Here is a 16,243-nt window from a genome sequence, read left to right as displayed (position 1 = left end):
GGATGTCTTGGAGTGACAGACCTCTTCTACAGCGGCTCCGCTGTTTTGTTCACCGGTCTTGACCAACCGCCCTCTCCCTTAACTGAACGGCGTTGCCTCTAGAGCCCCCTAGAGGGTCGCCACGGCCAGCCGCAGGGCGTCGTCGAACCTGGCGAACACCTCGAACGCGTGCCGCAGCCCCGTGATCGACAACACCCGCGCCATCACCCCGTGCACCCCCGCGAGCAGCAGCCTGGTGCCCCTCGACTCGCACCGCTGCATGACCTCGACGAGCTCGTTCATGCCCATCGAGTCGCAGAAGGCGACCGCGCCGAGGTCGAGGATCAGGAACGGCTTGGCCGGAAGCTCCCAGACGCGCTGCATGTGCTCGCGCAGGGTCGGGATCGCGTAGACGTCGAGCTCGCCTTCGAGCCGGATGATGACGGCGTTTCGGGAGAGGCCGGAAGTGACGGTGAGCGCCGACCTGCCGGGGGCCTCAGACGACATGGGCAAGATCCTTCTGGTATCCCAAGACAGCCAAGAGGGTTGTTGCCGTTCTGGCCGGCCTTCTAACGGAAGGTCACTGCTCTGTGGCCAAATGTGCAGGGTCACCCGCCGGACCCCGCCGGACCCCTTCGCCGGTTCGCGGGGAACCGGCGAAGGGCACGCGGCTAGCGCCGCTGGGTGGCCCAGCGGCGGATGGCGTCGATGCGCTCCTGGATCTGCTCGGCCGTGGCCTGCGCGATCGGCGGGCCGCCGCACGTGCGGCGCAGCTCGGCGTGGATGACGCCGTGGGGCTGGCCGGTGCGGTGGTTCCAGGCGCCCACCAGGCCGTTGAGCTCGCGCCTGAGCTCGGCGATCTGCTCGTGCGGGGCGAGGGTCTCCTTGGGCTGCTCGGCCGGCCCCTGCTTGCGCTTGGCGGCCTGCTGGTCGGACTGGCGCTTGCGGAGCAGGGTGGCCACCTGGTCGGGCTCCAGGAGGCCGGGCAGGCCGAGGAAGTCCTCCTCCTCGGCCGAGCCGATCTCCGCGCCGGTGCCGAACTCGCCGCCGTCGAAGAGCACGCGGTCGAAGGTGGCCGAGGTCTCCATCGTCTCGAACGGCAGCTCGTCGCCCAGGACGTCGGGGTTGTCCTTCTGCCGGTTGGCCTGCTCCAGCAGGCTGTCGTCGAGGCCGTCCTCCGGGGGCTTCCTGTTGAGGACGTGGTCGCGCTCGACCTCCATCTCGTTGGCCAGCCCCATGAGGGTGGGCACCGAGGGGAGGAAGACCGAGGCGGTCTCGCCGCGCTTGCGGGCGCGCACGAACCGGCCCACGGCCTGGGCGAAGAACAGCGGGGTCGAGGTCGAGGTGGCGTAGACGCCCACGCACAGGCGCGGGATGTCGACCCCCTCGGAGACCATGCGGACGGCCACCAGCCACCGGTCGTGGGAGGCGGCGAACTGCTTGATCTTCTTGGACGCCCCCGGATCGTCGGACAGGACCACCGTCGCGCCCTCGCCGGTGATGTTGCGCAGGTGGCGGGCGTAGGCGCGGGCGGTCTCGTGGTCGGTGGCGATCACCAGGCCGCCGGCGTCGGGCACGCCCCTGCGGATCTCGGTCAGGCGGCGGTCGGCGGCCTGCATGACCTGGCGGATCCAGTCGCCCTTGGGGTCGAGCGCGGCCCGCCACGCCTGGGAGAGCTGGTCCTTGGTGAGCGGGGTGCCGAGCGTCGCGGCGATCTCGTCGCCCGCGCGGGTGCGCCACTTCATCTCGCCGGAGTAGGCCAGGAAGATCACCGGACGGACGACGCCGTCGTCGAGCGCCGGGCCGTAGCCGTAGGAGAAGTCGGAGACGCTGCGCTTGGCGCCCTCGGCGTCCTCCTCGTAGCCGACGAACGGGATCGGGTTGTCGTCGGACCTGAACGGCGTGCCGGTGAGCTGGAGCCGCCGGGTGGCGGGCTCGAACGCCTCGCGCACGCCGTCGCCCCACGACTTGGCGTCGCCCGCGTGGTGGATCTCGTCGAAGATGACCAGCGTCTTGCGGGCCTCGGTGCGCGCCCGGTGGAGCGCGGGGTGCATCGCGACCTGCGCGTAGGTCACCGCCACGCCGGTGTAGTCGCGCGAGGTCGTGCCCTGGCTGTTCTTGAACTCCGGGTCGATGCCGATGCCCACCCGGGCGGCGGCGTCGGCCCACTGGCGCTTGAGGTGCTCGGTGGGCGTGACGATGGTGACGGCCCTGATCACCCCGTTGGCCAGCAGCTCGCTGGCGATGCGCAGGGCGTAGGTCGTCTTGCCCGCGCCGGGGGTGGCCACGGTGAGGAAGTCACGCGGCTCGCGCCTGAAGTACAGGTCGAACGCCTGCTGCTGCCAGGCGCGCAGCTTGGGCGCGGTGCCCCACGCGGCGCGGTCTGGATAGGAAGGCGAAAGGTGGGACGCGGCGAAGGTGCTCACCGCATCACCTCTGGGGTTCGTGTGCTTCGCTCTCTCACAGTGACCCAAGAGTAATCGGGCTCACCGACAAGACGTGCCGTGCACCGAGGATTCTGGCCAAGGTCTTCCCTACGTGCTATGTGGCCTATCTGAAGCTCGTCATCACCGCGTCGAGCGCCTGTCTGCCGGTGGCCGCCTCGGGCTGGAGCAGCCCGACGAGCAGCACGGCGCGGCCCGCGCGAGTGAGAAGCATCACGCGCAGGAACGCGGGCCGGTTGACGACGTCCTGGTACTCGGCGCGCAGGGCACGGGTGTGTCCCTGCGGGATGTCACGGTCGTCGACGACCGTGACCTTGTCGCCCTTGAGCAGCAGCCTGGAGTACAGCTCGGCGGCCTCCCCCGCGGCCTTCTTGACGTTCGGCACGGGCTCGGCGACCCGCCTGGCCATGACCAGCGCGCCGTTGCCGTCCCTGGCGACCGACGTGAAGCCGGTGACCGGCGGGACCGTCCCGGCGCTCCAGCCGGGCGGCAGCCGCACCGACACGCCGGCCACGGCGTCGCTCAGCCGGTCGGGCCGTGGCGGCGGCTCGGTGAGCCGGGACGCCACCGCGCTCACCCCCGCGACCAGCCCCGCCGCCGCCACCAGGGCGACCAGGACGCCCGCCGGACGCCGTCCGCGCCGCGGCGCCTGCTCCAGCGGGCCGGGGTCGGCGGGGGTGCCGTAGAGGCGGGCCGAGGGCGGCAGCGGCTCGGAGGGGGTGGCGTGGCGGCGGGCCGCGGGCGGCAGCGGATCGGCCGGGGCCGGCGGGTCGAGCGGGACGGTCCTGCGGATCCGCGGGTTCCACGCCGGTCGCTCGTACGGGTCGCGCCCCCGGCGCGGCGGCCAGGGGGCCTCCTCGTCGTCACCGTCGTCCCCGTCGTCCCCGTTGTCGCTGTCGTCACTGTCGGAGTCGTCCGGGAAGTCCGCGTCCTCGGGAGGAGTGCGGCGGTGCCGGGGCCCGGAAGCGGGGGGCCAGACCCGGTGATCATCCTCCATGACACCTCCTCGTCCCGTTGTCCTATCACTCCTCGGGACGAAGATCCGGCGATCCGTGATCGCTGTGGCGGGAGGGGCAGAATCACACGATCAGCGGGTACGGGCGGCCAGGAACGTGGCGGCCAGCCCGATGAGCGCCATGAGGACCGAGATCACCACGAATCCGGTGGCGATCTGCCCGGAGCCGTGCCCGATGAAGTTGATCACCGCGCCGCCCAGGCCCACGGTCAGGGCCGAGCCCAGCATGTCGGTGACCGACAGCGCCGCGGAGTTGGCGCCCTGCTCGCTGACCGGCGACTGCCTGAGCGCGGTGACGCTGACCGTGGTCATGCCGAGGCCCATGCCGAACCCGGCCGCGATCCAGGCCGGCACCGCGATCCAGCCGCTCACCGCGGGCAGGGCCGCGAACAGCGCGATCACGATCCCGGCCGTGACGCACATCGCCCCGAGCCTGATCCGCCGGTGCGGCTCGGCGGTCCGCCTGCTCTGCAGGAACGAGCCCGCCGACCAGCCGAGCGCGCCCGTGGTCAGCGCGATCCCGGCGGCCCTGGCGTCGAAGAGCTTGACCGACGTGAGCACCAGCGGGATGAAGGAGTTGACCCCGAAGAAGGCGGCCGAGAAGAACCCGCGCAGCAGCACGGTCGTGGGCAGCCCGCGCCCGAACCGCAGCGCGCCCGGCGGCAGCAGCCGGTGCAGGCCGTAGACCAGGAAACCCAGCCCGCCGAGCGTGGCGGCCGCGCCGATCACCGGCTGCTTGTGCAGCTCGTCCACGCCCCACAGCAGCACGCCCGCGCCGCCGGCGGCGGCGGTGGCGGCCAGCGTCATCGCCAGCGGCTGCGAACGCGGCCCGCGCGGGCTCTCCTCGGCCTCCCCGGGCGAGGCCATCCGGAGCGCGGGGACGAGCATCACCAGCGCGGGCACCACCAGCGGGATGATCCCGTAGAAGACGAAACGCCAGCCCCACTCCTTCGCGACGGCCCCCGCCACGGCGGGCCCGACCATCGAGGGCACGACCCAGGCGGCCGACAACGCGGCGAAGACCTTGGGCCGCACGACCGCCGGGTAGACCCGCGCGATCATCACGTACAGCGCCACGATCGAGGAACCGGCGCCCAGCCCCTGGACGGCCCGCGCCACCAGGAACAGCTCCTTGGCGTCCGCGGCGCCGGCCAGCGCCATCCCGGCGACGAACAGCACCACCCCGACGAGGAACGGCAGCGGGTAACCGCGCCGGTCCGACCAGAGCCCGGCGACCACGTTGGCGAACAGGCTGGCGATGAGGAAGGCGGAGAAGCTGATGCCGTAGAGGTTGAGCGCGTCGAGGTCCTTCGAGACCGCCGGCATGACGACGCCGACCGACATGCCCTCGAAGGCGATCAGCGTGACCACCAGAAGGATCCCCAAGGTGGCGGTGCGGTATTGGGGCCCGAGGATCGGGGGTGAGGTGTCGGGAGCGTCGATTGCCTTCGGTGCTGTCACCTACACATCGTAATTGCCCCCAAACTACGCATCTGCGCTGCGTCGGTACGCCGTCCACATCTCGTGCATGCGGTCGGCCTGGCCCTGGGTGAACTCCGACATGCACCGGTCATGGGTGTAGTCCATGTAGTTGCGCATCGGGTCGGAGCCGGCGTGGGCGCAGGTGTCCTTGCCCTCGGGGCAGCCCTCGGTCGCGCGGGCCTCGGGGGCGGTGTCGGCGATGCCGTCGCCGGGGTCGTCGCAGCCGTTCTCGAAGGTGTGGAACAGGCCGAGCCAGTGGCCGATCTCGTGGACGCCGGTGTAGCCCTTGTCGTAATTGGTCATCGGGCCGCCGGGCAGGCTGCGCCAGTCGATCACGACGCCGTCGAGGGCGGGGGCGCCGGCGTACCAGTAGGGGTAGCTGGCGAAGCCCAGCATGAGCTCGCTGAGCTGGGCGATGTAGAGGTTGAGCGTCTGGGCGCCGCCGTGGTGCAGGCGGGTCTTCATGTCCTTCTCGCCGCCGACGGGGTCGCTGAACCAGCCCGCGTTCTCCTTGACGGAGACGGACTCCAGCTTGAAGCGCACGCCGGTGTCCACGCCGCCGTTGCGGCCGGCATAGGCGGCGTTGAGCACGTCGATCTGGGCCTTGACCGCCTGCTCGGAGACCTTGCGGCGGCCGTCGGTGAGGACGACCACCCGGGTCGGCACGGTGATGCGGGTGGGCACGGCCACCCCGCGCAGCCGGACCTTCAGCTCGGCCATGACCTTGGCGACGTCTTCAGGAAGCGGCGAGCGCGGGCCGGTCGCCCTCGGCACGCCCGGGGTCAGCCGCGCGGTCGGGCGCCCGGTCAGGCGCGCGGCCGACGACAGGCAGGGCGACGCCGGCGCGACGCCGAGCGGGCGCGGCGGGGCGAGCCCGGCCGCCAGCAGGCATGCCAACGAGACGGCGGTCGCGCGCCGGGCCATGCAATCCCCCCGTGACGGTATGGGCTGGTCAGATTACCGACCGTAGCCTTACCCGAGGGGATTGGGCTTCAGCAACACTCACTGCTTCTTGTCGTCGCCCTCACCGCCGCCCGACGGCAGACCTCCGTAGATCTCCTTGCACTCGGGGCAGACCGGGTATTTCTTCGGGTCCCGGCTGGGCACCCAGATCTTGCCGCACAGGGCGCGGATGGGTGTGCCCGTCACCATGCTCTCGGTGATCTTGTGCTTGTCCGCGTAGTGGGCGAAGCGCTCGTGGTCGCCGTCCCCATGAGAGGTGCGCGGCGTGGTCTCCTGCTCTGGGAGGATCTTCGTGCTCACCCCATCGAGTTTATGCCCGCCGGCGAGCGGTCCCGCGTTCCGCGCCGGCGTGGCAGCGCGGCGAGTCCGGGGAGCCAGCCGAGCACGATTCCCCAGATCAGCCCCACGGCCAGGCCGCCGCCGAGATGGCCCAGATAGGCGCCGATCCCGGCCTGCGCGACCGTGGCGAGCAGGGCCGCGCGCAGCAGGTTCACCGCGACCGCGGCGACCAGGAACCTGCCCCAGGTGCGCCAGAAGCCGCCGCGCGTGGCCGCCACCGCGCCGACCAGGGCGAGCGCCAGGACCGTGTCGGCGAGCGTGAGCAGCCACGTCGTCTCGCCGAGGGGGACGACGCGCAAGCCCGGCAGCGCGTACGGGGCCCCGACCGCGGACGGCACGGCCAGGTAGCCGACCCTCGTGACCAGGACCGCGCCGAACAGACCGAACCCCAGGACGATCAAGAAGGCGACGATCGCCGGCAGGCTATTGCGAACAAGGCTCATGTTCGGCAGGCTAGCCGCGTCCATGATTCTGATGGAAGACCCCATTTCCCGGCATCCGCGGAGATCAGATGAAGCGTGCCAGGTTGCTCGCGACGACAGCCGTGCTCGTCCTGCTGGCCGGAGGCGCCGTCGCCGCCGCGACCAGGGACGCTCCCCCGTCCACGCCCCGCTACGTCACCGACGACCGGGGACGGGCGCTGATCCTGCACGGCTTCAACACGGCGGGCAGCGCCAAGGGCGCCCCCGACGCCCTGCCCGAGCTGACCCCGGACGACATCGACCGCGAGTACCGGGACATGGGCACGAACTTCGTGCGGTTCCTCATCCAGTGGCGGGCCGTGGAGCCCTCCCCCGGCACCTATGACACGAAATATCTGGACAAGGTGGCTGAGCGGGTGCGGTGGTACTCCGACCGCGGCTACCAGGTCATGCTCGACATGCACCAGGACCTGTGGGGCAACGGCATCACCCCCACCGGCGTCGCCGGTAACGGCGCACCCCGCTGGGCCACCCACACCGACGGCCTGCCGGTGGCCACCGAGCACTTCACCTGGGAGATGTACTACCTGGAGCCCGGCGTCATCCGGGCCTTCGACCACTTCTGGAACACCACCGGCGAGCACCCCGAGCTGATGGACCACTACGCCAAGGCGTGGGCGGCGGTCGCGGCGCGTTTCAAGGACGTGCCCGGCGTTCTCGGGTACGACCTGATGAACGAGCCGTGGGGCGGCTCGGTCCAGGGCGCGGCGTTCGAGACCGGCCCCCTGGCCACCCTCTACCGCAAGAGCATCGACCGGATCAGGGCCGTCGACCAGGACAGCTGGATCTTCCTGGAGCCGCAGGCCGTGGGCGTCAACTGGGGGCTGCCGTCGTCGCTGCCGCGCTTCGACGACCCGCGCGGCGGGCCGCCGCGCATCGCCTTCGCCCCGCACGTGTACCCGCTGCCCCTGGACCTCGGGGACGACTACACCGCGGGCTCCAAGGAGTGGACCGACCGCACGCTGGGCTGGTGGCGCGACAACATCGCGCGGACCGCCGAGCGTATGGGGGCGCCCGTCCTGCTGGGCGAGTTCGGGCTGGACATGACCAGGCCCGGCGCGTCCGACCTGGTGCGGAAGGTCCAGGGGCTGAGCGACGAGGTGGGCACCGGCATGGCCTACTGGTCGCGGGACGCCGACGCGTGGGGGCCGTACGACGTGAAGGGGAAGGCCACCGCTTTGCCGGGCGCGTACGTCAGGGCGTACCCGAGGGCGATCGGCGGCGTCCCGGTCAGCGTCACCTACGGCGAGAACCGCCTCCAGGTCGTCTTCGACGCCAACGAGACCGGCCCCACCGAGATCTACCTGCCCGAGCGCGGCTTCCCGAACGGCGCCCGGGTGGACGGCGGCACGGCCGCCTGGAACGCCGCCCGGCGCATCCTGACGGTCACCACCAAGACCTCGGGCCGCGTCGTCCTGACCGTCACGCCCAACTGATCGGGGCCGGAACAGCGGAACGGCCCCCGCCACGCAGGCGGGGGCCGTTCCGGCGGAAAGCGGTCAGCCCATGTGGACCGGCGCGCCCTCGCTCTTGCGACCGGCCCTGACGAACAGCGTCAGCAGGGCCGTCAGCACCGCGACACCGGTGCTGACCAGGAAGGCGAGATGCATGCCGTCCATGAACGAGTTGTGCACGGCGTCCGTGACCACCTGCGGCAGCCCCGGCGGGGTCGCGCCGAACGCGGCGGCCTTCTCCAGCAGCGTGAGCTGCCCCGGCGGGATCGCCTGCGCCGCCGGGCCGAGGTGACCGGGCAGCGTGTCGGCGATCTCGCCGGCCATCACGGCGCCCAGGATCGCGGTGCCGAGCGCGCCGCCGACCTGCATGGCCGACTGCTGAAGGCCACCCGCGACACCGCTCAGCTCGACCGGCGCGTTACCCACGATGATCTCGGTCGCGCCGACGAACACCGGTGAGAGACCGAAGGCCAGCAGCACGAACGGCAGGCCGCTCTCGATGAACGAGGCGTCGATGCTGAGGCGCGACATGAGGAACATCGAGGACGCGGTGATCAGCAGACCGGCGGCCATCGTGATCTTCGGCCCGAGCTTGCCGATCGCCATGCCGGCCAGCGGCGAGGCCACGATCATGCCCGCGCTCATCGGCAGCATCCGCAGACCGGCGTCGAGCGGGGTCAGGCCGTGCACGCCCTGGAAGAAGAAGCCCAGGAAGAACATCGCGCCGAACATCGCGAACGCGACCATCATCATCAGCAGGGTGCCGATCGAGATCGAGACGTTCCTGAACAGCGACAGCGGCACCAGCGGCTGCTTGGCCCTGCTCTGCCAGAAGATGAACGCGCCGATGAGCACCACGAACGCGGCGATGAAGGTCAGCGTCGTCGAGTCGCCCCAGCCCCACTCGGGGGCCTTGATGATCGTCCAGACCAGCGAGAACATCGCGCCGGACAGCAGCACCACGCCGAGCCAGTCGATGCGGGCGAACGTCTGGACGCGGTTCTCCTTGATCAGCAGGAAGCCCATGATCAACGCGATGATGCCCACCGGGGCGTTGATGAAGAAGACCGACTCCCAGCTCACCTTCTCCACCAGCACGCCGCCCACGATCGGGCCGGCGGCGCTGGAGAGGCCGATGATGGCACCCCAGGCCCCCATCGCCTGGTTCAGCTTCTCACCGGGGAAGGCGCCACGCAGCAGCGCCAGGGCGGCCGGCTGGAGCAGGGCGCCGAAGAGGCCCTGCAGCACCCGCAGGCCGATCAGCGCGCCCACCGGCGACAGGCCGGGGACGACGTCGGCCAGCTCCTGGCTGAGACCGATGCCCACCGAGGACAGGGCGAAGCCGGCCACACCGATCAGGAAGACGCGCTTGTGCCCGAACAGGTCGCCGAGCTTGCCCGCCGTGATCAGGAACACGGCCAGCGCGAGCAGGTAACCACTGGTCACCCACTGCAGGTCGGACAGCGACGCCTTCAATTCCACCTGGATGACGGGGTTGGCGATGCCCACCACCGTGCCGTCCAGCATCACCATGATGACGCCGAGGCTGACCGCCAACAGCACCAGCCATGGGTTCCCGCCACCTGTCCCCGTCTTACCGAGGCCAGGCGACGACGGTTCGACGACCGCCTTCGCGTTAGCCATAAGGTCCCCCTCAGTTACATACCGCCCCAACAAGCGGCATAGGTCTCGTAAGCCTCAGGTAGGGTATGTCAGGCGATGACTTATGACAAACGATTTTAAAAAGACGCCGCATGACTTCTGGCACACTGTGACAGAAAGGTGGCGAAGGGGTGTCCGCTGTGGGTCTACGGGAACGCAAGAAGGAGAAGACGCGCCTCGCGCTCCTCGACGCGGCGCTCGACCTGTTCCTCGAACAAGGGTATGAGTCCACCACGATCGAGCAGATAGCGGGGGTCGTCGAAGTCTCTCCCCGCACCTTCTTCCGCTACTTCACCAGCAAGGACCATCTCGTTCTGTGGTTCCACGACCACGGCGAGGAGATCCTGCTGGAGGAGTTCGCCGCTCGCCCCGCGGACGAGCCCCCGTTCACGTCGCTCATGCACGGCCTGCGGGCCATGGTGGACGACATGCAGGGGTCAACGCCGGAGGACACCGAGAGGTTCCTGAAGCTGCGGCAACTATTCGATAAATATCCGCACCTGGTGGGTCAGTCGGTGGCCCGGGGCGCCATGACGGAGAGCCGGCTGGCCGAGGCCGTCGCCGCCCGCAGGGGCGTCGCCCCCGAGGACGATCAGCTGACGTACCTGATCGTGGCGTTCGCGATGTCCACCATGCGCATCGGCTTCGAGTGCCCCCGCAGGGAGACCACCATGCCGGAGATCGTCTCGCGCATCTCCGAGGCGGTCGCGCTGGCCGAGGCGTCGCTGCGGCCCGGCTGGGACACCCGCCCGGCGGCCTAGTTCATCGTGGGGTCGTCGGGGCAGGTCGCCACGAAGGCCAGCTCCCCCGGCTGGCGCCGCAGCACGTGCCGCCAGAGCGAGCCGGGGTCGCCGTGGAAGGTGTCGCCGGCCTCGGAGTCGACGACGTACCAGGCGCCTTCGGCGATCTCGCTCTCCAGTTGGCCGGAGGTCCAGCCGGCGTATCCGGCGAAGATCCGCATCTGCGCGATCTCGCCCTGGAGGATCTCGGGGGGCGCGTCGAGGTCGACCGTGCCCAGGCGGGAGACGGCCGGGGTGCCGGCGTGGAGCCGGCGCCAGCCGAGCGGCTCCTGCCCGCTCGGGACCGCCGCGAGGGCGAGGGCGCTGTCGGTCTGCACGGGGCCGCCCTCGAACAGCACCGGCGGGCCGGTGACCAGCGGGTCCCAGACCGGCAGCACCTGCGTGACCGAGACGTCGCTCGGCCGGTTGAGCACCACGCCGAGAGTGCCGCCGTCGTGGTCGTGTTCGAGAATCAGCACGACGCTACGCCGGAAGTTGGGGTCGTCAAGAAGCGGCGTCGCCACCAACAAACCGCCGACGTAGATCGCTTCCGCCATACCTCCATCATGAAGGGTGTGGCGGGCTTCCGCTCCCCCGGCTCGACCATGTTACTTTCTGTGCTCTTATGGGCACGATCTGTAGCAAAGATCACGCTTGCAGGGGCTCGGGAGGAGCACATGCGCATCGGTACACGCCTCGTCCTGGCCGCTCTTCCCGTGGGCGCGGTGCTGCTGCTCCCGTCGTCCGCGCAGGCCTGGCCGCTGCCCGACCGGGGTGACCCGTTCACGATGACGACCGACCGGCTCGGTTGCGGTTCGGGGTCCGTACGGGTCACGCTGCGCAACCAGACCGCCCAGCTCGCCCGGTTCGACCTGCGGGTGGACGCGAGGAGCGTGGCGACCGGCTCGATCCCGGCCCGCAAGCAGGTGGTCAGGACGGTCCGGATCAACCGCGGCACCACCCGCGAGATCGAGGCGTTCTCGGTCACCGACACCCATCCCGACACGCTCATCGACTCCACCCGGGTGCGCAACGACTGCACCTGGGGGCGGGAGCGGGGGCACGGCCGCCTGCCGTACACCGGGCCGCCCTCCGACCTGTGGGGCAAGCTGGCCACGGCGGCCGGGCTCGTGGTGATGGGCGGGATCATGTGGTGGTACGGCTCCATCTGGCCCCGTTCGGTCCCCGACGGCCCCCTGTGACCCCGCCCGCACGAAAACCCCGCAAAGGCCCCGGCGGCGCTAGGCGTCCCGCGGGACGAACGCGCCCGCCCGCGCCGCGGCCAGCGTGCGCAGCGCCGCGTCCCGGGCGACCTCCAGGTCCACCGGCTCCTTGGTGACCAGCAGGCGGTAGTAGAGCGGCGCGGAGATCGCCCGGATCACCTCCATCCCGTCGGTGCCCTCGGGCAGCTCACCCCGTTTCACCGCGAGGTCGACGACCTTGGCCCACTCCTCGATGCGCCGCAGGTAGAACGCGCGCAACGCCTGGACGGCCTGCGCGTCGGAGGTGCCCGCCGCGATCACCGCCTGGAACGTGGCCCCGAGCCGGTGGTCGGTGACCGCGCCCACGACGGCCACGGCGTTGGCCAGCAGGTCGCCCTCGATGGATCCCGTGTCGGCGTGCGGTGACGACTGCTCGGCCAGCTCGGTCATCAGGTCCGTCACCAGCCCGGCCCTGCTGCCCCAGCGCCGGTAGACCGTGGTCTTGCCCACGCCGGCCCTGGCCGCCACCTGGTCCATGGTCAGCCCATGGAAGCCGTGCTCGACCAGCTCGTCCTGAGTGGCCTCCAGCACGGCCGCGCGCACGCGCGCGGTGCGGCCCCCTGGCCGCACAGTCCCCGCCAAACGGGACTCTTGTTCCATTAATGCCCCTTTCGTGCTATCGTCGTGCCGCATCTTAACGGAACTCACGTCCCATTAGGGGGATGGCATGACCGTACTCGCCGATCGGCCCCGATCCGATCGCATGACGTCCGCGCAACGGCTGGTTCTGGTGCTCCTGCTGGGGTCCCAGTTCATGCTCGCCGTGGACTTCTCCATTCTGAACGTGGCGCTGCCGGTGATCGGTTCAGGTCTCGGCTTCGCGCTGGCCGACCTCCAGTGGGTGGCCACGGCGTTCGCGCTGGCCGCCGCCGGGTTCACGTTGCTGTTCGGCAGGATCGCCGACCTGTTGGGGCGGCGCCGGCTGTTCCTGGCCGGCATGGTGCTGCTGGGTGTCTCCTCGCTGGCCGGCGGCCTGGCCGTCTCGCCGGGCATGCTGCTGGTCGCCCGGGTCGCCCAGGGCCTGGCCACGGCCGTCGTCACGCCCGCCGGGCTCGCGCTGCTGACCACGTCGTTCCCCGAGGGGCCGCTGCGGGCCAGGGCGCTCGGCCTGAACGGCGCGCTGATGTCGGCCGGGTTCACCTCGGGCGCGATCCTCGGCGGGCTGCTGACCGAGCTGCTGAGCTGGCGGTGGGCGTTCTTCGTCAACGTGCCCGTCGCGCTGGCCGTGGTCGTCGCCGCGCCCGTGGTGCTGCAGGAGAGCCGTCCCGCCGAGCGGCCCGGGATGGACCTGCCCGGCGCGGTGAGCGTGACCGCCGGCCTGCTCGCGCTGGTCTTCGGCCTGACCAGGGCCGGCGAGCACGGCTTCGCCGACGCCCTCGGCCTCGGCGCGCTCGCCGCCGGGGCCGCCCTGCTCGTCGCCTTCTGGTACGTCGAGCGCCGCGCCGCCGCGCCCCTGGTGCCCGTCTCGATCCTGGCCAGGCCCAACGTCACCTGGGGCAACGGCCGGCCTGATCGCCTTCGCCACGGAGACGTCCCTCGTCTTCCTCATGACCCTCTACCTGCAGAAGGTGCTCGGCTACTCGGCCCTGGCGACCGGGCTGGCGTTCGGGGTGCTGGGGCTCGGCACCGTGCTCGGGGGCGTGTTCGCGCCCCGGGTCCTCGGCCGGCTCGGCAGGGGCCGGGCGCTGGCGGCCGGGTTCGGGCTCCAGGCCGTCGCGACGGCGTCGCTGGCGCTGCTGGGCACCGGCCCCGGATGGATCTGGCTGCTGCTGGCGGCCACGTTCGCGGGCGGGATCGGGAACATGGTGGCGATCGTCGGGTTCATGGTGACGGCGACGTCGGGGCTGCCGGACTCCGAGCAGGGCCTGGCCACCGGGCTGGCGACGATGACCCAGCAGGTCGGCATCACCATGGGCATCCCGGTCATGAGCGCCGTGGCCACGGCCGCGATGGGCACCGTGCTCCAGGGGGTGATCGTGGCGGTGCTCGTCAACGCCGTGCTGACGTTCGGCGGAGTGCTGATTTCCCGCAAGCGTTCGGCAATGTCGAACTGATCTGCGCTAGGGTGGCCGCCGTGGGAGAGACGATTCAATCGGTGGAACGGGCGGCCGCGATCCTGCGACTGCTCGCATCGGGCCCCCGCCAGCTCGGCGTGGCAGAGCTGGCCAGGGCGCTGGGCCTGCCCAAGGGCACGCTCCACGGCATCCTGCGCACGCTGGTCCGCGTCGGCTTCGTCGAGCAGGACGCCGCGACCGGCAAGTACCGGCTCGGGGCCACGCTGCTCCACCTGGGCAGCAGCTACCTCGACGTCAACGAGCTGCGCACCCGCTCGATCAACTGGGCCGACGCCCTGGCCGGGCGGAGCAGGGAGAGCGCCTGGATCGGCACCCTGCACGAGGGGCACGTGCTGGTGATTCACCACGTGTTCCGCCCCGACGACAGCATGCAGACCCTCCAGGTCGGCACCTACCTGCCGACGCACGCCAGCGCGCTCGGCAAGGTGCTGCTCGCCTACGACCCGTACGGGGAGTCGCTCGCGGCCCCCCCGCTGCCGGCGTACACCGACCGGACGCTGGTCGACGCCGCCAAGCTGGAGGAGGAGCTGGAGCAGGTCCGGGCCAGGGGGTGGGCGGCCGAGATGGAGGAGCTCACCGAGGGCGAGGTCGCCATCGCCGCCCCGATCAAGGACCCGCGCGGCCTCGTGGTGGGCGCCATCGGCATCCGGGGCGCGGTCGAACGGCTGACCGCCGACGGCGCCCTGACCATGGAGTACGTCTCCTACGTCCGCGACGCCGCCCGCGCGATCACTCGCGATCTGGCCAGATGACCGGTTGAACAACACCGGGGCAAACACGTAACATCGCTCACATCGTTCGACAATGTCGAACCCCGACCCCCAAGCGAGGAACCTCGTGCCTCGACCGCACTACATCGCAGCCATCGACCAGGGCACCACGTCCAGCCGGTGCATCGTCTTCGACCAGGCCGGCAACATCGTCACCGTCGCCCAGCGCGAGCACCGCCAGATCTTCCCCAAGCCGGGCTGGGTCGAGCACGACGCCGAGGAGATCTGGCAGTCGGTCCAGACCGTCATGGCCGAGGCCACCGAGGGGCTCGACATCGCCGCGCTGGGCATCACCAACCAGCGCGAGACCACCGTCCTGTGGGACCGGGAGACCGGGCGTCCCGTATGCCCCGCGATCGTGTGGCAGGACACCAGGACCGACGCGCTCACCCGCACGCTCGCCGAGCACGAGGGGCTGTTCAAGGAGAAGGCCGGCCTGCCGCTGACCACCTACTTCTCCGGGCCGAAGATCCGCTGGCTGCTCGACGCGTACGACCTGCGCGAGCGGGCCGAGCGCGGCGAGGTGCTGTTCGGCACGATGGACAGCTGGCTGCTGTGGAACCTGACCGGCCGCCACCTGACCGACGTGACCAACGCCAGCCGCACGATGCTGATGAACATCCACACGCTGAGCTGGGACGACGACCTGCTCGCCGCCCTCGGCGTGCCGCGCGCGATGCTGCCGGAGATCCGCCCGTCCGCCGAGGTCTACGGCCACACCGCGGCCGGCGTGCCGGTGGCCTCCGCGCTCGGCGACCAGCAGGCCGCGCTGTTCGGCCAGACCTGCTTCGAGCCCGGCGAGACCAAGAGCACCTACGGCTCGGGCAGCTTCCTGCTGATGAACACCGGCCAGGAGCCCGTCGTCTCCCGGCACGGCCTGCTGACCACCGTCGGCTACCAGATCGGCGACGGCCCGGCCACGTACGCGCTGGAGGGCGCGATCGCCGTCACCGGCTCGCTGGTGCAGTGGCTGCGCGACAACCTGGGCCTGATCTCCAGCGCCGCCGAGATCGAGACGCTGGCCAAGACCGTCGACGACAACGGCGGCTGCTACTTCGTCCCGGCCTTCTCGGGGCTGTTCGCGCCCCACTGGCGCTCCGACGCCCGCGGTGTGATCGCCGGGCTGACCGGGTTCGTCACCAAGGGCCACATCGCGCGGGCCGTCCTGGAGGCCACCGCCTGGCAGACCCGCGAGGTCGTCGACGCGATGAACGCCGACTCCGGACTCGACCTGACCACGCTGCGCGCCGACGGCGGCATGACGGCCGACAACCTGCTCATGCAGACGCTGGCCGACGTGCTGGCCGTCCCCGTGATCAGGCCGATGGTCGCCGAGACCACCGCGCTCGGCGCCGCGTACGCCGCCGGCCTGGCCACCGGTTACTGGCCCGACCTCGACAGCCTGCGCGCCAACTGGCACAAGGCGTCGGAGTGGCGGCCGGAGATCGACGAACAGGTCCGCGCGCGGGAGTACCGCAATTGGAAGAAGGCCGTGGCCCGCACCCTCGACTGGGTCGAACAGTAGGACTGGAGCACG

The 16,243-nt window shown here is 71.0% G+C and carries 16 protein-coding genes and 1 pseudogene; 7 read left to right on the top strand and 10 right to left on the bottom strand.

The genetic code is table 11. The features are described from left to right. Positions 1-108 precede the first annotated feature (108 nt). The 7 genes from ABZ444_RS02610 to ABZ444_RS02580 form a co-directional block, all read right to left on the bottom strand. Positions 109-486: an STAS domain-containing protein gene (locus ABZ444_RS02610; protein ID WP_357991589.1), complete on the bottom strand. Its 378-nt coding sequence runs from the start codon at positions 484-486 to the stop codon at positions 109-111. A gap of 164 nt (positions 487-650) precedes the next feature. Beyond that, positions 651-2,405 carry a DEAD/DEAH box helicase gene (locus ABZ444_RS02605; protein WP_357991586.1) on the bottom strand — a complete coding sequence of 585 codons (1,755 nt, stop codon included), beginning with the start codon at positions 2,403-2,405 and terminating at the stop codon, positions 651-653. A gap of 124 nt (positions 2,406-2,529) precedes the next feature. Then, on the bottom strand, positions 2,530-3,420 hold the full coding sequence (locus tag ABZ444_RS02600; protein WP_357991583.1) for a hypothetical protein: 891 nt from the start codon (positions 3,418-3,420) through the stop codon (positions 2,530-2,532). A 90-nt stretch (positions 3,421-3,510) separates the two neighbouring features. Further along, positions 3,511-4,899 carry an MFS transporter gene (locus tag ABZ444_RS02595; protein WP_357991580.1) on the bottom strand — a complete coding sequence of 463 codons (1,389 nt, stop codon included), beginning with the start codon at positions 4,897-4,899 and terminating at the stop codon, positions 3,511-3,513. A 24-nt stretch (positions 4,900-4,923) separates the two neighbouring features. After that, positions 4,924-5,844, bottom strand: a complete 921-nt coding sequence (locus ABZ444_RS02590) for a zinc metalloprotease (RefSeq protein ID WP_357991577.1) — start codon at positions 5,842-5,844, stop codon at positions 4,924-4,926. A gap of 78 nt (positions 5,845-5,922) precedes the next feature. Continuing rightward, entirely contained in the window at positions 5,923-6,183 is a 261-nt protein-coding gene (locus tag ABZ444_RS02585; RefSeq protein WP_357971101.1) for a DUF3039 domain-containing protein, read from the bottom strand. Then, positions 6,180-6,665, bottom strand: a complete 486-nt coding sequence (locus tag ABZ444_RS02580; protein ID WP_357991574.1) for a hypothetical protein — start codon at positions 6,663-6,665, stop codon at positions 6,180-6,182. Before ABZ444_RS02580 ends, ABZ444_RS02585 begins: the two co-directional genes overlap by 4 nt. Positions 6,666-6,733: 68 nt before the next feature. Here ABZ444_RS02580 and ABZ444_RS02575 point away from each other — a divergent pair, with 68 nt between their 5' ends. Next, positions 6,734-8,140: a cellulase family glycosylhydrolase gene (locus ABZ444_RS02575; protein WP_357991571.1), complete on the top strand. Its 1,407-nt coding sequence runs from the start codon at positions 6,734-6,736 to the stop codon at positions 8,138-8,140. A 63-nt stretch (positions 8,141-8,203) separates the two neighbouring features. Here the strand turns inward: ABZ444_RS02575 and ABZ444_RS02570 are convergent, their stop codons facing one another. Further along, positions 8,204-9,721, bottom strand: a complete 1,518-nt coding sequence (locus ABZ444_RS02570; protein WP_357991568.1) for an MFS transporter — start codon at positions 9,719-9,721, stop codon at positions 8,204-8,206. A gap of 230 nt (positions 9,722-9,951) precedes the next feature. Here ABZ444_RS02570 and ABZ444_RS02565 point away from each other — a divergent pair, with 230 nt between their 5' ends. Then, the gene (locus ABZ444_RS02565) at positions 9,952-10,581 is read left to right on the top strand and encodes a TetR family transcriptional regulator (protein WP_357991565.1); all 630 of its coding nucleotides are present in this window, start codon (positions 9,952-9,954) and stop codon (positions 10,579-10,581) included. Here the strand turns inward: ABZ444_RS02565 and ABZ444_RS02560 are convergent. Then, entirely contained in the window at positions 10,578-11,156 is a 579-nt protein-coding gene (locus ABZ444_RS02560; RefSeq protein ID WP_357991562.1) for a YqgE/AlgH family protein, read from the bottom strand. The two genes, ABZ444_RS02565 and ABZ444_RS02560, sit on opposite strands and share 4 nt — an antisense overlap. A 120-nt stretch (positions 11,157-11,276) precedes the next feature. Here ABZ444_RS02560 and ABZ444_RS02555 point away from each other — a divergent pair, with 120 nt between their 5' ends. Next, positions 11,277-11,801: a hypothetical protein gene (locus tag ABZ444_RS02555; protein ID WP_357991559.1), complete on the top strand. Its 525-nt coding sequence runs from the start codon at positions 11,277-11,279 to the stop codon at positions 11,799-11,801. A 39-nt stretch (positions 11,802-11,840) separates the two neighbouring features. Here the strand turns inward: ABZ444_RS02555 and ABZ444_RS02550 are convergent, their stop codons facing one another. Next, entirely contained in the window at positions 11,841-12,461 is a 621-nt protein-coding gene (locus ABZ444_RS02550; protein ID WP_357991556.1) for a TetR/AcrR family transcriptional regulator, read from the bottom strand. A gap of 67 nt (positions 12,462-12,528) precedes the next feature. Between ABZ444_RS02550 and ABZ444_RS02545 the strand changes: the two are divergent. From ABZ444_RS02545 to glpK, 4 genes and pseudogenes are all read left to right on the top strand, one after another. After that, positions 12,529-13,098, top strand: a pseudogene (locus tag ABZ444_RS02545) (MFS transporter); the annotation flags it as partial. 271 nt (positions 13,099-13,369) lie between these two features. Further along, a complete protein-coding gene (locus tag ABZ444_RS02540) occupies positions 13,370-13,915 on the top strand; it encodes an MFS transporter (RefSeq protein ID WP_357991624.1) in 546 nt (181 codons plus the stop codon). A 20-nt stretch (positions 13,916-13,935) separates the two neighbouring features. Next, positions 13,936-14,688, top strand: a complete 753-nt coding sequence (locus ABZ444_RS02535; protein ID WP_352326147.1) for an IclR family transcriptional regulator — start codon at positions 13,936-13,938, stop codon at positions 14,686-14,688. 52 nt (positions 14,689-14,740) lie between these two features. Beyond that, entirely contained in the window at positions 14,741-16,231 is a 1,491-nt protein-coding gene (gene glpK / locus ABZ444_RS02530) for a glycerol kinase GlpK (protein WP_357991553.1), read from the top strand. Positions 16,232-16,243: the final 12 nt, after the last annotated feature.

Source organism: Nonomuraea sp. NPDC005730, assembly GCF_040630865.1.
GTDB lineage: Bacteria > Actinomycetota > Actinomycetes > Streptosporangiales > Streptosporangiaceae > Nonomuraea.
The sequence above is the reverse complement of the archived record's forward strand: the minus strand, read 5'-3'. Positions and strand labels throughout refer to the sequence as shown.